General features: G+C 69.7%; 13 protein-coding genes and 1 riboswitch. Of the genes, 8 read left to right on the top strand and 5 right to left on the bottom strand.

Going from position 1 to position 13,000, the window contains the following annotated elements; translation table 11 throughout:
* Positions 1–23: 23 nt before the first annotated feature.
* Complete coding sequence (locus tag ACH4TL_RS15355; RefSeq protein WP_398314229.1) at positions 24–404, bottom strand: phage holin family protein; 381 nt, start codon at positions 402–404, stop codon at positions 24–26.
* A 66-nt stretch (positions 405–470) separates the two neighbouring features.
* On the opposite strand from ACH4TL_RS15355, the gene ACH4TL_RS15350 reads away from it, so the two are divergent.
* From ACH4TL_RS15350 to ACH4TL_RS15340, 3 genes are all read left to right on the top strand, one after another.
* On the top strand, positions 471–788 hold the full coding sequence (locus tag ACH4TL_RS15350; protein ID WP_398314228.1) for a cupin domain-containing protein: 318 nt from the start codon (positions 471–473) through the stop codon (positions 786–788).
* 148 nt (positions 789–936) lie between these two features.
* The gene (locus ACH4TL_RS15345; RefSeq protein ID WP_398314226.1) at positions 937–1,149 is read left to right on the top strand and encodes a DUF5326 family protein; all 213 of its coding nucleotides are present in this window, start codon (positions 937–939) and stop codon (positions 1,147–1,149) included.
* 385 nt (positions 1,150–1,534) lie between these two features.
* Positions 1,535–1,969 carry an SsgA family sporulation/cell division regulator gene (locus tag ACH4TL_RS15340; RefSeq protein WP_398314224.1) on the top strand — a complete coding sequence of 145 codons (435 nt, stop codon included), beginning with the start codon at positions 1,535–1,537 and terminating at the stop codon, positions 1,967–1,969.
* 30 nt (positions 1,970–1,999) lie between these two features.
* On the opposite strand, the gene ACH4TL_RS15335 is transcribed toward ACH4TL_RS15340, so the two are convergent.
* Positions 2,000–3,412: a YibE/F family protein gene (locus tag ACH4TL_RS15335; protein ID WP_398314223.1), complete on the bottom strand. Its 1,413-nt coding sequence runs from the start codon at positions 3,410–3,412 to the stop codon at positions 2,000–2,002.
* 69 nt (positions 3,413–3,481) lie between these two features.
* Positions 3,482–3,598, top strand: a riboswitch (TPP riboswitch).
* Between ACH4TL_RS15335 and thiC the strand changes: the two genes are divergently transcribed.
* The 3 genes from thiC (at position 3,591) to ACH4TL_RS15320 (ending at position 6,176) form a co-directional block, all read left to right on the top strand.
* On the top strand, positions 3,591–5,351 hold the full coding sequence (gene thiC, locus ACH4TL_RS15330; protein ID WP_398314221.1) for a phosphomethylpyrimidine synthase ThiC: 1,761 nt from the start codon (positions 3,591–3,593) through the stop codon (positions 5,349–5,351). (Overlaps the previous riboswitch by 8 nt.)
* Positions 5,352–5,456: 105 nt before the next feature.
* Complete coding sequence (locus tag ACH4TL_RS15325; RefSeq protein ID WP_398314219.1) at positions 5,457–5,912, top strand: hypothetical protein; 456 nt, start codon at positions 5,457–5,459, stop codon at positions 5,910–5,912.
* Between the two features lie 21 nt (positions 5,913–5,933).
* Complete coding sequence (locus tag ACH4TL_RS15320) at positions 5,934–6,176, top strand: maleylpyruvate isomerase N-terminal domain-containing protein (protein WP_398314217.1); 243 nt, start codon at positions 5,934–5,936, stop codon at positions 6,174–6,176.
* Here the strand turns inward: ACH4TL_RS15320 and ACH4TL_RS15315 are convergent.
* From ACH4TL_RS15315 to ACH4TL_RS15305, 3 genes are all read right to left on the bottom strand, one after another.
* On the bottom strand, positions 6,173–7,042 hold the full coding sequence (locus tag ACH4TL_RS15315; RefSeq protein ID WP_398314215.1) for a hypothetical protein: 870 nt from the start codon (positions 7,040–7,042) through the stop codon (positions 6,173–6,175). The genes ACH4TL_RS15320 and ACH4TL_RS15315 overlap by 4 nt on opposite strands.
* 202 nt (positions 7,043–7,244) lie before the next feature.
* A complete protein-coding gene (locus ACH4TL_RS15310; RefSeq protein ID WP_398314213.1) occupies positions 7,245–8,342 on the bottom strand; it encodes a metallophosphoesterase in 1,098 nt (365 codons plus the stop codon).
* Positions 8,343–8,573: 231 nt separating this feature from the next.
* Positions 8,574–9,674 carry a LacI family DNA-binding transcriptional regulator gene (locus ACH4TL_RS15305; RefSeq protein WP_398314211.1) on the bottom strand — a complete coding sequence of 367 codons (1,101 nt, stop codon included), beginning with the start codon at positions 9,672–9,674 and terminating at the stop codon, positions 8,574–8,576.
* A gap of 403 nt (positions 9,675–10,077) precedes the next feature.
* Here ACH4TL_RS15305 and hisC point away from each other — a divergent pair, with 403 nt between their 5' ends.
* Together hisC and ACH4TL_RS15295 are read left to right on the top strand one after the other, a co-directional pair.
* Entirely contained in the window at positions 10,078–11,157 is a 1,080-nt protein-coding gene (hisC, locus tag ACH4TL_RS15300) for a histidinol-phosphate transaminase (RefSeq protein ID WP_398314209.1), read from the top strand.
* A 244-nt stretch (positions 11,158–11,401) separates the two neighbouring features.
* Positions 11,402–12,997, top strand: a complete 1,596-nt coding sequence (locus ACH4TL_RS15295; protein ID WP_398314208.1) for a cytochrome ubiquinol oxidase subunit I — start codon at positions 11,402–11,404, stop codon at positions 12,995–12,997.
* Positions 12,998–13,000 lie beyond the last annotated feature (3 nt).

Here is a 13,000-nt window from a genome sequence, read left to right as displayed (position 1 = left end):
CGGCGACGCGTCTCCGCGCGCGGTCAGTCCTTGTCATCGGGGAGGACGACGTGCAGCGCCCAGGCGACTATGGAAACGATCAGGCCACCGAGGACGGCCGTGCCGAAGCCTTCTACATGGAAGCTGAGATCGAACTTTCCGGCCAGCCACGAGGTCAGCAGCAGCATCAGGGCATTGATCACCAGGGTGATCAGCCCGAGGGTGAGAATGAACAGGGGAAATGCCAGCAGCTTGACGACCGGCTTCACCACCACGTTCACCACGCCGAAGAGCAGTGCGACGAGAATGAGGGTGATCGTCTGACGTCCGGTGTTCTCACCGGTCAGCGTGATGTCCTTGAGCAGCCAGATGGCGACGCCGAGGGCGCCTGCGTTGGCGAGCGTCTTGACGAGCAAATTCTTCATGGTTGAGATCGTCGCAGACAGGCCCGGCGACGGGCAGGGGCACGGCAGGCAGGGGTGGAGAGGCGAATGAAGGCGTTCCGGCTGGACGAGCTGGAGGCGGAGCGGGCCGCGAACGACGGCGCGTATCTGCAATTCCTCCGGGAGCGGAACATGTCGGTCGGGCTGTACGCGCTGAACGCGGGCCAGGCGGACCCGCAGTCGCCGCACGGCCAGGACGAGGTGTACCTGGTGATGAGCGGCCGGGCGTCCATCACGGTGGGCATGGAGACGACCCAGGTGGCGCGGGGCAGCGTGGTCTACGTACCGGCGGGTGTGGCGCACAAGTTCCACCACATCACCGAGGACCTGCGCGTCATGGTGGTGTTCTCTCCCCCGGAAAGCTGACGGGAGCGCTCCGGTCCCCTACGGGTACGGTCAGGGGCGGACGGGGGATGGAAGCCGTCCGTCCGCTTCCTGCCCGCCCTAGCATCGAGGGCAGGGGGACCGGTGTTCATGGACCGGCCCCACCAGCCGGAGAAAGCAGGGATCACACGTGGCCGCGAAGGACATATTCCAGGGCTTGCCGTGGTGGGTGACATGGATCGCGGTGCCGGTTCTCGTCATCGCCGTCTTCGGCGGGCTGATCACGAGCGTGGTGGGCTTCGTCATCGGCCTGCTCTTCAAGGCGCTGCTGCTTGTCGCGCTGATCGGCGGTCTGATCTACGTCGTACGGAAGTTCACCTCCTCGTCGCGCAACGACTGGTGATCCGCGGCGGGTCCCGCGGCGGGTGACCCCGCTGCCCCGCGCGCGGCGGGTACGCCGCGCGAGGGATACCGCGGAGCCAAACATCGGCCCCGCGGCACCACTGTGGTTAGAGTGCGAGTCCGCGACGTTCCCCATCTCGGCGTCTGCCTCGCAACAACACCCCGGGGGTGCCTGTTGACGACAGCGAACATCGACACGGCCGCTGAACCGGCCCTGATCGCCCGCGCACCGGGCCGGCGTCGCCCGGCCCCGTGGGTTCCACCACGGCAACACTGGCCATTTCCGTTCCCTCACATGAGGCAAAGCGACTCCGCCCCGCAATCGAGTCGCTACGCTCCAGAGTCGGCCAAGTCTGAACTACCCGGGGCGGCGAACGATGCGTGACATGCGTGACACAGTCCAGGCGGAAGTGACGATGACCTTTCTGGTCTCGCAGGAACTGTCCTTCCGGATCCCGGTCGAGCTGTCGTACGACAGCGGCGATCCCTACGCGGTCGAGATCACCTTCCACCTGCCCGGCGACGCGCCGGTGAGCTGGGCCTTCGCCCGTGAGCTGCTGCTGGACGGGCTCAGCAAACCCACCGGCGAGGGCGATGTGCGGATCGCACCGGCCTCGCCCGAAGGGCTCTCGGACGTGTTCATCAGGCTTCAGGTGGGGGCCGAGAGGGCCCTGTTCCGGGCCGGGGCGGCGCCGCTGGTGGCCTTCCTGGACCGTACGGACCGGCTCGTCCCGTTCGGCGAGGAGCCCGCGGCCTGCGATCCGGTCGGCGATCTCGACGCGGAACTGGACCGCATCCTGGCCGAGGACCGGTACGCGTAACGCCGGTACGTAACCGCTACGCGTAGTCGGTCAGCGTGCGCGTGTCTTACGGCGCCGTCCGCGGCCCCGGCCGTTACCGCTCGCTCCGCCGCCACTGCCCGCGCCGTCGTCCGGCGTGTGGTCCGCGGAGACCACCAGCACCGCCAGCGCCGTGGTCACCGGCACCGAGGCGACCAGCCCGATGCTGCCCACCAGCGTGCGGACGATCTCCTCCGCGACGATCTCGCTCGTCGCCACCGTTCCCACCCCGCTGTCCGCGATCGAGAAGAGGAGCAGCAGCGGAAGCGAGGCGCCCGCGTACGCCAGCACCAGGGTGTTCACGACGGACGCGATGTGGTCCCGCCCGATGCGCATCGCGGCCGCGTAGAGCTTGCGGCGGCCGCCGCGAGGGTCCGCTTCCCGCAGCTCCCAGACCGCCGAGGTCTGGGTGACCGTCACATCGTCCAGCACGCCCAGCGAACCGATGATCACCCCCGCCAGCAGCAGTCCCTTGATCTCGATGTCGGGATAGAGGCTGTGCACCAGACCCGTCTGGTCGTCGGTGTTGCCGGTCAGCGACGCCCAGCCGATGAACAGCGAGCCGAGCACCCCGATCAGCAGCAGCGAGACCAGGGTGCCGAGCACAGCGACCGACGTCCGGGCGCTCAGCCCATGGCACATGTAGAGCGCGAGCAGCATGATCGCGCTGCCCCCGACGATCGCCACCACCAGCGGATTCGAGCCCTGGAGTATCGCCGGGAGGATGAACAGCGTCAGCACTCCGAAGCTGATGGCCAGCGCCACCAGCGCGAAGATGCCGCGCAGTCGGCCGACGGCCACGACCACGAGCGCGAACACCCCGGCGAGCAGGGCCATCGGGAACGAGCGGTCCACGTCCGAGACCGAGTACTGGAGGTTCTTCGGCGCCTGGGGCGCGTACCTCAGCTTCACCTCCTGCCCGGCGCTGAACTTCCGTGAGGCGTTCGGCTGGACGATCTCGGGGAAGGTGCGGCCCTTGTCCTTGCCCGAGGTGACCTCGATGGTGGCCTTCTCGCAGACGCTCTTGCCGCCGCCGCTCCCGCCGCCCGTGGCGCCGCCGGGGTTCGTGGCGCCGCCCTGCTGACCCGGTTCGGTGGGTGCCTGCGGCTGCGCGTTGACGTCGGCGCAGTCGACCTCCGCCACCTTCACCACCCGCCCGGCGACCGTCTCCTGGTCGAAACCGAGCCCGCTGCGGCCCTGCGCTGTGTGCTCGGAGCCACCCGGCCACAGCGCGACAAGACCGGCCACGACGGCGACGGCGAACGGGATGAGCACCACCGCGATGACCTTGCGCAGCCGCGCGGAGACGGGCGCCGCCGGACCGTGCGCATGGGCATGGCTGTGGCCGTGCGAGTGGGTGTGGCCGGGTGGCCGGCCGGACGCGTGGGGCTGCTCGGGCGGATGGTCCTGCTGTGTCGCGGTCACCGTCGCATCATCGCAAGAGAGCGAGGCCCCCTGTTCAGGTACGCGGGGAAACCGTTAGCGTGGGGGCACCTTTGCAATCGCGGGAGCTCGGAGCACCGGGCTGAGAGGGCGCTGACGCGACAGCTGCGCCGACCGCTGAACCTGTTACCGGGTAATGCCGGCGTAGGGAGTGGGTCTCATGACTCAGCAGGATGCACACATGCGCGAAAACGCTGCCGATTTCGGCTGGCACAAGGGATATGTCACGGGTTCCCGCCCGGACATCCAGGTCCCGGTTCGCCGCGTGCACCTCACCAATGGCCAGGACGTGACGCTGTACGACACGTCCGGTCCGTACACCGACCCCCACATCGACACCGACGTCCGCCGCGGCCTCGCGCCGCTGCGGCAGAACTGGATCGTCGCCCGAGGCGATACCGAGGAGTACACCGGCCGTCCGCTCCGGCCCGAGGACGACGGCCTCAAACACACCGCGCCCCGCGGGGGCCTGCGCAACCTCGACGCGGTCTTCCCCGGACGGCCGCGCCAGCCGCGCCGGGCCCGCGACGGGTCCGCCACCCAGCTCAGCTACGCGCGCCGGGGCGAGGTCACCGCCGAGATGGAGTACGTGGCGCTCCGCGAGAACGTCTCCCCCGAGGTGGTCCGCGAGGAGATCGCGGCGGGCCGGGCCGTGCTGCCCGCCAACGTCAACCACCCGGAAATCGAGCCGATGATCATCGGCAAGCGGTTCCTGGTGAAGGTCAACGCCAACATCGGCAACTCCGCCGTCACCTCGTCCATCGAGGAGGAGGTCGAGAAGATGACCTGGGCGACCCGCTGGGGCGCCGACACGGTCATGGACCTCTCGACCGGCCGCAACATCCACACCACCCGCGAGTGGGTGCTGCGCAACTCCCCCGTACCCATCGGCACGGTGCCGCTCTACCAGGCGCTGGAGAAGGTCGACGGCAAGGCCGAGGAGCTGACCTGGGAGGTCTACAAGGACACCGTCATCGAACAGGCCGAGCAGGGCGTCGACTACATGACGGTCCACGCGGGCGTACGGCTGCCGTACGTCCCCCTGACCGCCCGCCGCAAGACCGGCATCGTCTCCCGCGGCGGCTCGATCATGGCGGCCTGGTGCCTGGCCCACCATCAGGAGTCTTTCCTCTACACCCACTTCGAGGAGCTGTGCGAGATCCTCGCGGCGTACGACGTCACTTACTCGCTGGGTGACGGACTGCGCCCCGGATCCATCGCCGACGCCAACGACGAGGCCCAGTTCGCGGAGCTGCGCACGCTCGGCGAGCTCAACCGCGTCGCCAAGGAGCACGGCGTCCAGACGATGATCGAGGGCCCGGGCCATGTCCCGATGCACAAGATCAAGGAGAACGTCGACCTCCAGCAGGAGATCTGCGAGGAGGCCCCGTTCTACACCCTGGGCCCCCTCACCACCGACATCGCGCCCGCCTACGACCACATCACCTCAGGCATCGGCGCCGCGATGATCGCCTGGTGGGGCACGGCGATGCTCTGCTACGTCACCCCCAAGGAGCACCTGGGGCTGCCGGACCGCGACGACGTGAAGACCGGCGTCATCACCTACAAGATCGCCGCCCACGCCGCCGACCTGGCCAAGGGCCACCCCGACGCCCAGGCCTGGGACGACGCGCTCTCCGACGCGCGCTTCGAGTTCCGCTGGGAGGACCAGTTCAACCTGGCCCTCGACCCGGACACGGCACGCTCGTTCCACGACGAGACGCTCCCGGCGGAACCCGCCAAGACGGCTCACTTCTGCTCCATGTGCGGGCCGAAGTTCTGTTCCATGAAGATCAGCCACGACATCCGCCGCGAGCACGGCGACGCGATGGACGAGGCGGAGGCGGAGGCCGGAATGGCGGAGAAGTCCCGCGAGTTCGCGGCCGCGGGCAACCGGGTCTACCTGCCCATCGCCGACTGACCCGATCGCGGAATCTGGCCGCCGGGCTCCCGGGAACGCTGTTTCCGGGGCCCGGCGGCTTCGCCAGGTGGCGGTCGTCCCGTCCGGCAAAGCAGTATGCGACGCATGGGGACCGACGCGGACGTTCAACGGCGGTGGCGCGATGGACAGGCGCCTGACGGTGACGTGATCGTCTTCGGGGACGGTCGGTTGTCGGTGATGCGGTTCTGGGCGACCGAAGGCTGGTCGCGGGCGGAGGAGGTCCTTCAGGCCACGGAGTGGACCGCCCACCACTGGCTGGACGTCGACTTGGTCCTCGCATCGTGCCGCTATGCCGGATACCGCGCCTTCGGAGGCGAATCCGCGGCCCACGGCAGCATCGGCTGGGTCGCCCTGACCCGGGACGACGGCCGGCGGACCCTGGAGTGGCTCGCGGTGTGCTCCGAGTCGGACCCGTTCGCCGAGGTATCCCTCGACGACACCTGCCTGACCGCGGTCAGCACCAGCCACCACGTGTGGACCTTCCCGCGTGACGCCCCGCAGAAGGTGGAGATCGGTCGGGCCGCCGAACGGAACAGGTGACGGCCTCCTATCTGAGCAGCCATGGACAACTTACGCGCCCTGCGCATCGCCAATCAGCGCTTCGCCCAGCACCTCGACGGGATCGGGGACGACGAGTGGGCGCTCGGCACGCCGTGCAGTGAGTGGACGGTGCGGGAGTTGGTGGGGCATGTGCTGCTGGGGCATGCGCATCTGGTGTCGGCCCTGACGGACGACCAGGTCGCCCCGGGGCCCGGGGACACGTTCGGGGAGTGGGCCGCGCGGGCGGAGTGGGCTGCCGGCTAGTCCGGCTGGTTCTCCGGGCCGCCGTATTCGGGGCTGGTGTAGTCCGGGCTGCTGTAGCGGGGGCGGGCCTTGGGGCCCTCGTCGTCGGTGCTGAAGCCCGGGCGGCTGTAGCCGAGGTGGGGGGTGCGGCCCGCCTCGGAGTGGCCGGGGACGTAGGCCGATGAGGTGTGGGTCGGCGCGGTCCATGGGGTGGGGGCCGACGGATTGGTCAGCGCCTCGCGCAGAAAGGGCAGCACGCCCCGTTCCAGCAGGGCCTGCCGCCATGCCTCTCTGGTGCGGTCCACCTCTTCCAGCTGCTCGGCCAGGGCCTCGCCGCGGATCGCGCTGGAGCCGTTGCGCAGGGCGGTGATGAGGAGGCCGACGGCGGCGAGCAGGATGCCCGCGGCGGTGAGCGCGGCGAAGAACCAGCCCGCGGTGATCATCGGTTGGGAGATGGACGGCGCGGGGTCCAGGACGTGCAGCACATAGCCGACGAGGAGGAAGATGATGGCGGCGGTTCCGGCCAGTACCGGGGCGAGGACGGCGAGCATGGGGACCAGCCCCGCTCCGGAGGCGTCCAGGAGGGCGCCGGTGAAACCGGCGGAGTGCTCGTGGTCGCCGTCGTCCTCCCGCGCCCCGGGGATCGGCAGGGGCGGGGCGGGCTCGCGCAGCTTGGTGCGGGCGAGCACGTAGTCCTGGTACTCGGCGGCCGCGCACGCGGTGATGGCGGCCGAGGCGCTGAGCGCCATGGAGCGCAGCTGCTCGGCGGTGAGCCGCTGTCCTATGCCCTTCAGATCCGGTCGGTGGTCCGCGGTACGCAGCACCTCGTCGAGAACTCGCTCGAACTCCGGGCGGTCCTCGGCGAACAGGTGCGGAGCGCTTTTCATGGTGCATCCCCCGATACTCCGTAGGGCCTTGGTGTCCGGCTTTCGCCGGGCAGTCGGGCCGGAAACGGAGGAGAGCCTGCGACGGATAAACCGATGGTAGAGCCGATCCGGCGCGAGGAGACAGCAAGTTTCGTGATTTGCTCAGCCCCGGTGGGGCCCTCCGTCCGCTTGCGTGCGCGCCCGTATCCCGCTCATGTCGCCCTCAGACGCCGAGCGGGAGTTGGACGACCAGCAGTTTTCCGGCCATGGTGATGCCGCCGTCCATCGCGACCGCGAGATTGTCCGCGTAGACATGCGGGCCCTCGACCGCGGGCGTGCCGTCGTCCTCGCCGTCCTCCGAGCCGACTTCGCCCAGCAGATACGGGATCGGGCTGTGCCCGTGGACGATGCGCTCCCCGCCGTAGGCGCCGAGCAATTCGCGTGCGGCCATCGGTCCGGCGTCCTCGTCGCGGAAGGCGAAGCGCTTGGTGAATTTGCGGAACAAGTCCCAGCACTCGTCCGCGTCACTGCGCTGGAGCGCTTCGGTGACGCTGTCGTTGACGGCCTCGATGGAGTCGCCGTAGTCCAGATAGGCGGTGGTGTCGGAGTGCACGAGCAGATGCCCGTCCTCCTCGGCCATCGCGTCCAGCCGGGACATCCACTGGAGGTGATGGTCCTCCAGCCGCTCCATGTCGGTGCGCTGGCCGCCGTTGAGCAGCCAGGCGGCCTGGAAGGAGGCGGTGCCGGCGCCGGAGTTGACGGGCGTGTCGCCGAACCGCTTGGCGCCGATGAGGAGCAGTTCGTGATTGCCCATCAGCGCCTTGCAGTAGCCGCCCGCGGCGGCGGCCTCGGCGGAGAGCTGCATCACCAGGTCGATGACGCCGATGCCGTCCGGGCCGCGGTCGGTGAAGTCGCCGAGGAACCACAGCCGGGCGTTCCCGGCCGCCCAGCTGCCCTTGTCGTCGATCAGGCCCTGGGCGGCCAGCGCCTCGCGCAGCTCGTCGAGGTAGCCGTGGACGTCGCCCACGACGAACAGCGGGCCGGGGCCCTCGCCGTCGGCGAGCGGATCGGCGTCCGGATCGGTCACCGAGTTGAGCGCGATCGTCGGGCGGTCCTGCGGCGGCACCAGCGGGGTGTCCGCGAGGGTGTGCCCCGGGCCCAGCACCGGCAGCTTCTCGGTGGGGGTGTACCCGTCGGGCAGCGGGGCGGGCGCGGGTGCGGGAGGCACCGGGCCGGGCGGCGTGGACGCCCCGTACGCGGGCACGTGCGACATCGCCGCCGTGGTCCCTGCCGTGGCTTCCAGACCGGCCCCCTGAGTCATCGACCCCTCCACCATCGCGCCGCCGTGCCACCTTGTGGACCTTGCCTGGTCGATGGCGGTCCGCGGTGTCGTCCGCCCATCATAGGAATGACCGTGAGGCATTGTGACGCACCAGGGTGCAGTCAATCGGTGCCCGGTCCCGCTCGGACGTTCTTTTATCCCGGATTGGCCCGGTAGGGGAGGCCCAGAGACTCCAAGTCCTTCTCGGGTCATCCTTGAGTCACTCTCAGATCATCCTCCGGCGCGGCTGCGCGGCGGGCTGACGGTCGTACGCGGCGGACGCCGCTGGGACGACGTCCGCACGATCAGTTCGGTGGGTATCACCTGCTCGACCGGGTGGTCGCTGTCGAGCCCTTCGATGGCGTCGATGAGCAGCTGCACCACGGCGGTGCCGATCCGCCGCGGCTTGAGCGAGAGCGTCGTGATGGGCGGCTCGGTGGTCCGGTAGACCGTGGATTCGCTGCAGCACACCAGCAGCAGGTCCTCCGGGACGCGCAGCCCGTAGCGGCGGGCGGCGGCGAGCAGATCCGTGCCGTTGGGGTCGAAGAGCCCGTAGACCGCGTCGGGGCGGTCCGGGCGGGCGAGCAGCCGGTCGGCGGCGACGGCCCCGGCACAGGGGTCGTGGGCCGGGTACGACTCGTAGACGGGGTCCTGGCCCACCCGCTCGCACCAGTGCAGATACGCCTCGGTCGACAGCCGGGTGTAGGTGTCGGTGCTGGTGCCGGTGAGCAGTCCGATGCGGCGGGCCCCGGCCTCGGCGAGGTGGTCCAGGAGGCCGAGCACGGCCGCCTCGTGGTCGTTGTCGACCCAGGCGGTCACCGGGAGGGTCCCGGCCGGGCGGCCGTCGCTGACGACGGGGAGGCCCTGGCGGAGCAGCTCGGCGACCACCGGGTCGTGGTCGGACGGGTCGATGACGATGGTGCCGTCGAGCGCGACGTTGGACCACACGTCGTGCCGGGAGGTGGCCGGGAGGATGACCAGGGCGTAGCCGCGGGCCAGCGCGGCGGACGTCGCGGCCCGCGCCATCTCGGCGAAGTAGGCGAACTCGGTGAAGGTGAAAGGTTCATCCCCGTACGTGGTCACGGTCAGGCCGAGGAGCCCCGACTTGCCGGTACGGAGGGTACGGGCCGCGGCGGACGGGCGATAGCCCAGCCGCTCGGCGACCTCGCGGACGTGACGGCGGGTGGCATCCGGGAGCCGTCCCTTGCCGTTGAGCGCGTCGGAGACGGTCGTGATCGAGACCCCGGCGGCGGCGGCCACGTCCCGGATGCCCGCCCTGCCTAACCGGCGGCCGGCCGACCGGCTCACCTGGTGCTTCCCTGCTGCTGTCATGGCCAGCCGATAGTAGGGCCCGGGCACCCGGTCTGCGCGATTCCGCCATCGGTATTCGGAAGGCACGTTTCTGCATGAGCGCTCCGGCCAATTCCCTTGGAAGTGAAGCCAGTTGTGGTGTTGGGGAGGGGGGTGGTAGCCCCTGGCATATCCACGCCTGGCGATTGTTCGATGTCTCGAAGAGGTCTCAACTCACCTGCACGAGGGATGCGCGCCACGGCGCTCGCCACCGGCGCGCGCATCTGAGCAAGGCGCTCCCCCGGCGGATACGCGGGCGCCCCCGGCGGGTACGCGGGGTGCTCCGGCGGGTACGCCGGGCCGGGCAATCCTCATAAGGTGTGCAGTATTGCCGTGTGCGAACCTGCGCACGGAGCCGAAGGGGAAGGGCCGAGGAGGACTGCCGGTGAGTGAGAAGAGCCCCAAGCTGCGCGCCGCGCTGGACGGGATTCCGACGTACAAGCCCGGTAAGCCGGCCGCTGCGGAGGGCCCCCGGTCCTTCAAGCTGTCCTCCAACGAGAATCCGTATCCGCCGCTGGCCGGGGTGCTGGAGACGGTCGCGAACTCGGCCGCGTCCTTCAACCGCTACCCCGATCTCGCCTGCACCGCGCTGATCGCCGAGCTGGCGAGCCGCTTCGACGTACCGCTGGAGCACCTGGCCACCGGGACCGGCTCGGTCGGCCTGGCCCAGCAGATCGTCCAGTCGACGGCCGGGCCGGGCGACGAGGTGATCTACGCCTGGCGGTCCTTCGAGGCATATCCGATCATCACTCAGATCGCGGGCGCCACCTCGGTGCGGGTCCCGCTGACCGACGCCGAGGTCCACGACCTGGACGCGATGGCGGACGCGATCACCGACCGTACCCGGCTGATTTTCGTCTGTAACCCCAACAACCCGACCAGCACCGTGGTGCGCCGGGCGGAGCTGGAGCGGTTCCTGGACCGGGTGCCGTCCGATGTGCTGGTGGTGCTGGACGAGGCGTACATCGAGTTCATCCGGGACGATCAGGTCCCCAACGGCATCGACCTCTACCGCGAGCGGCCGAACGTCTGCGTGCTGCGCACCTTCTCCAAGGCGTACGGGCTGGCCGGGCTGCGGGTCGGCTTCGCGATCGCCCACGAGCCGGTCGCCGCGGCGCTGCGCAAGACCGCGGTCCCCTTCGGCGTCAGCCAGCTCGCCCAGGACGCCGCGGTCGCCTCGCTGCACAGCGAGGACGCGCTGCGCGAGCGGGTGGAGGCGCTGGTCGCCGAGCGGGCCCGGGTGGCCGGGGCGCTGACCGGCCAGGGCTGGACGGTGCCGGAGGCGCACGCGAACTTCGTCTGGCTGCGGCTGGGGGAGCGTACGGCCGACTTCGCGGCGGCGTGCGAGGCGGCGGGCGTGGTCATCCGGCCGTTCCCCGGCGAGGGGACGCGCGTGACGATCGGCGAGCGGGAGGCGAACGACCTCTTCCTGCGGGCCGCCGAGGAGTTCCGCAAGGAGCTGTGAGTGCGGCGTCCGGCGCCGTCGGCCCCGCTGTGCGCCCCTGTGTGCCCCGTTCCGGCACGTGTGGTGTCAAGGGGCCGGGCGGTCCCTGACTGAACGGCGAAGGATACCCAAGCGTGTCCCCTTCGGCCCCTCCCACCCCAGGTGGAAGGGGCCGAATGCGTGTGCGTATCATTGCTTGTGAATGTGAATACGTTCACAAGCTCGCCTCCGGGGGAGCACGGCAAGACCGTAAGGAGAGATTCTCGTGGAGCTGGCTCTGGCGCCGGAGACCCTGGCGCGATGGCAGTTCGGGATCACGACCGTCTACCACTTCCTCTTCGTGCCCCTGACGATCTCTCTTGCGGCGATCACCGCCGGGCTGGAAACCGCCTGGGTGCGCACGGGCAAGGAGAAGTACTTCCACGCCACCAAGTTCTGGGGCAAGCTCTTCCTGATCAACATCGCGATGGGCGTCGTCACCGGCATCGTGCAGGAGTTCCAGTTCGGCATGAACTGGTCCGACTACTCGCGCTTCGTCGGCGACGTCTTCGGCGCTCCCCTCGCGATGGAGGCGCTGCTCGCCTTCTTCTTCGAGTCGACCTTCATCGGCCTGTGGATCTTCGGCTGGGACAAGCTGCCGAAGAAGATCCACTGTGCCTGCATCTGGATCGTCTCGCTCGGCACCGTCCTGTCGTCGTACTTCATCCTCGCCGCCAACTCCTGGATGCAGCACCCGACCGGCTACGCCATCGACAAGGCCACCGGAAAGGCCCGGCTGACCGACATCTGGGCGGTGCTGACCCAGGACACCACCCTGGTCGTGGTCTTCCACACCCTCACCGCCGCCTTCCTCACCGGCGGCGCCTTCGTCGTCGGCATCGCCTCCCTGCACCTGTGGCGGGCCAAGCGCAAGCAGCTGCGCGGCGAGGAGCCGGACACCAAGGAGAAGAAGCAGATCGGGGCGATGCGGGCCAGCCTGCGCGTCGGCCTGATCGTGGCCGTCATCGCCGGGCTCGGCACGGCGATCAGCGGCGACTCGCTCGGCAAGGTGATGTTCGAGCAGCAGCCGATGAAGATGGCCTCGGCGGAGGCGTTGTGGGACACCCAGGCGCCCGCGCCCTTCTCCGTCTTCGCGGTGGGCGACGTCAGCAAGGGGCACAACAGCGTCGAGCTGGAGGTCCCCTCGGCGCTTTCCTTCCTCGCCCACAGCAACTTCACCGACGCCGTCCCCGGCATCAACGACGTCGCGAAGAAGGAGGCCGCCGCCTACGGCGGTGAGCCCAAGGACTACATCCCCAGCATCTTCATGACCTTCTGGGGCTTCCGGCTGATGATCGGCTTCGGCATGACCTCGTTCGCCGCCGGAGTCATCGGGCTGTGGACGACCCGGAAGAAGCGCTGGCTCGACCCCGCCTTCCGCACCGGCGAGGACGAGATTCCCCGGCTCATGCTCACCAAGACGCGCGAGATGAGCCCGCTGCTCACCAAGTGGTCCTGGCGCATCGGCATCCTCACCATGGGGTTCCCGCTGATCGCCAACTCCTTCGGCTGGATCTTCACCGAGATGGGCCGCCAGCCCTGGGCGGTGTACGGGCTGATGAAGACCTCCGACGCGGTCTCCCCCGGGGTCAGCCAGACCGAGGTCCTCATATCCCTCGTCGTCTTCACACTGCTGTACGCCGTGCTCGCCGTGATCGAGGTGCGGCTGCTGGCCAAGTACGCCAAGGCCGGGCCGGACACCGACGAGCAGCCGCCCGCCGAGGACCCCAAGCTGCGGCTGCCCTCGGGCGGTCCCGGCGGCCCGGGCGGCGGGTCCGCCGCGGAGGACGACGCCGACAAGCCGCTGACCTTCGCGTACTGACGC

It is taken from the genome of Streptomyces sp. NPDC021115, from assembly GCF_044333065.1.
In the GTDB taxonomy this organism is placed as follows: domain Bacteria; phylum Actinomycetota; class Actinomycetes; order Streptomycetales; family Streptomycetaceae; genus Streptomyces.
Note: the sequence above shows the minus strand (reverse complement) of the source record. Positions and strands in the feature narration are given on the sequence as shown.

Coding starts and splice junctions, on each gene's coding strand:
- ACH4TL_RS15340 (WP_398314224.1), top strand. CDS start 1,535: ATGCGTGACACAGTCCAGGCGGAAGTGACGATGACCTTTCTGGTCTCG.
- thiC (WP_398314221.1), top strand. CDS start 3,591: ATGACTCAGCAGGATGCACACATGCGCGAAAACGCTGCCGATTTCGGC.
- ACH4TL_RS15305 (WP_398314211.1), bottom strand. CDS start 9,674: ATGACAGCAGCAGGGAAGCACCAGGTGAGCCGGTCGGCCGGCCGCCGG.
- ACH4TL_RS15355 (WP_398314229.1), bottom strand. CDS start 404: ATGAAGAATTTGCTCGTCAAGACGCTCGCCAACGCAGGCGCCCTCGGC.
- ACH4TL_RS15350 (WP_398314228.1), top strand. CDS start 471: ATGAAGGCGTTCCGGCTGGACGAGCTGGAGGCGGAGCGGGCCGCGAAC.
- ACH4TL_RS15315 (WP_398314215.1), bottom strand. CDS start 7,042: ATGAAAAGCGCTCCGCACCTGTTCGCCGAGGACCGCCCGGAGTTCGAG.
- ACH4TL_RS15325 (WP_398314219.1), top strand. CDS start 5,457: ATGGGGACCGACGCGGACGTTCAACGGCGGTGGCGCGATGGACAGGCG.
- ACH4TL_RS15310 (WP_398314213.1), bottom strand. CDS start 8,342: ATGACTCAGGGGGCCGGTCTGGAAGCCACGGCAGGGACCACGGCGGCG.
- ACH4TL_RS15320 (WP_398314217.1), top strand. CDS start 5,934: ATGGACAACTTACGCGCCCTGCGCATCGCCAATCAGCGCTTCGCCCAG.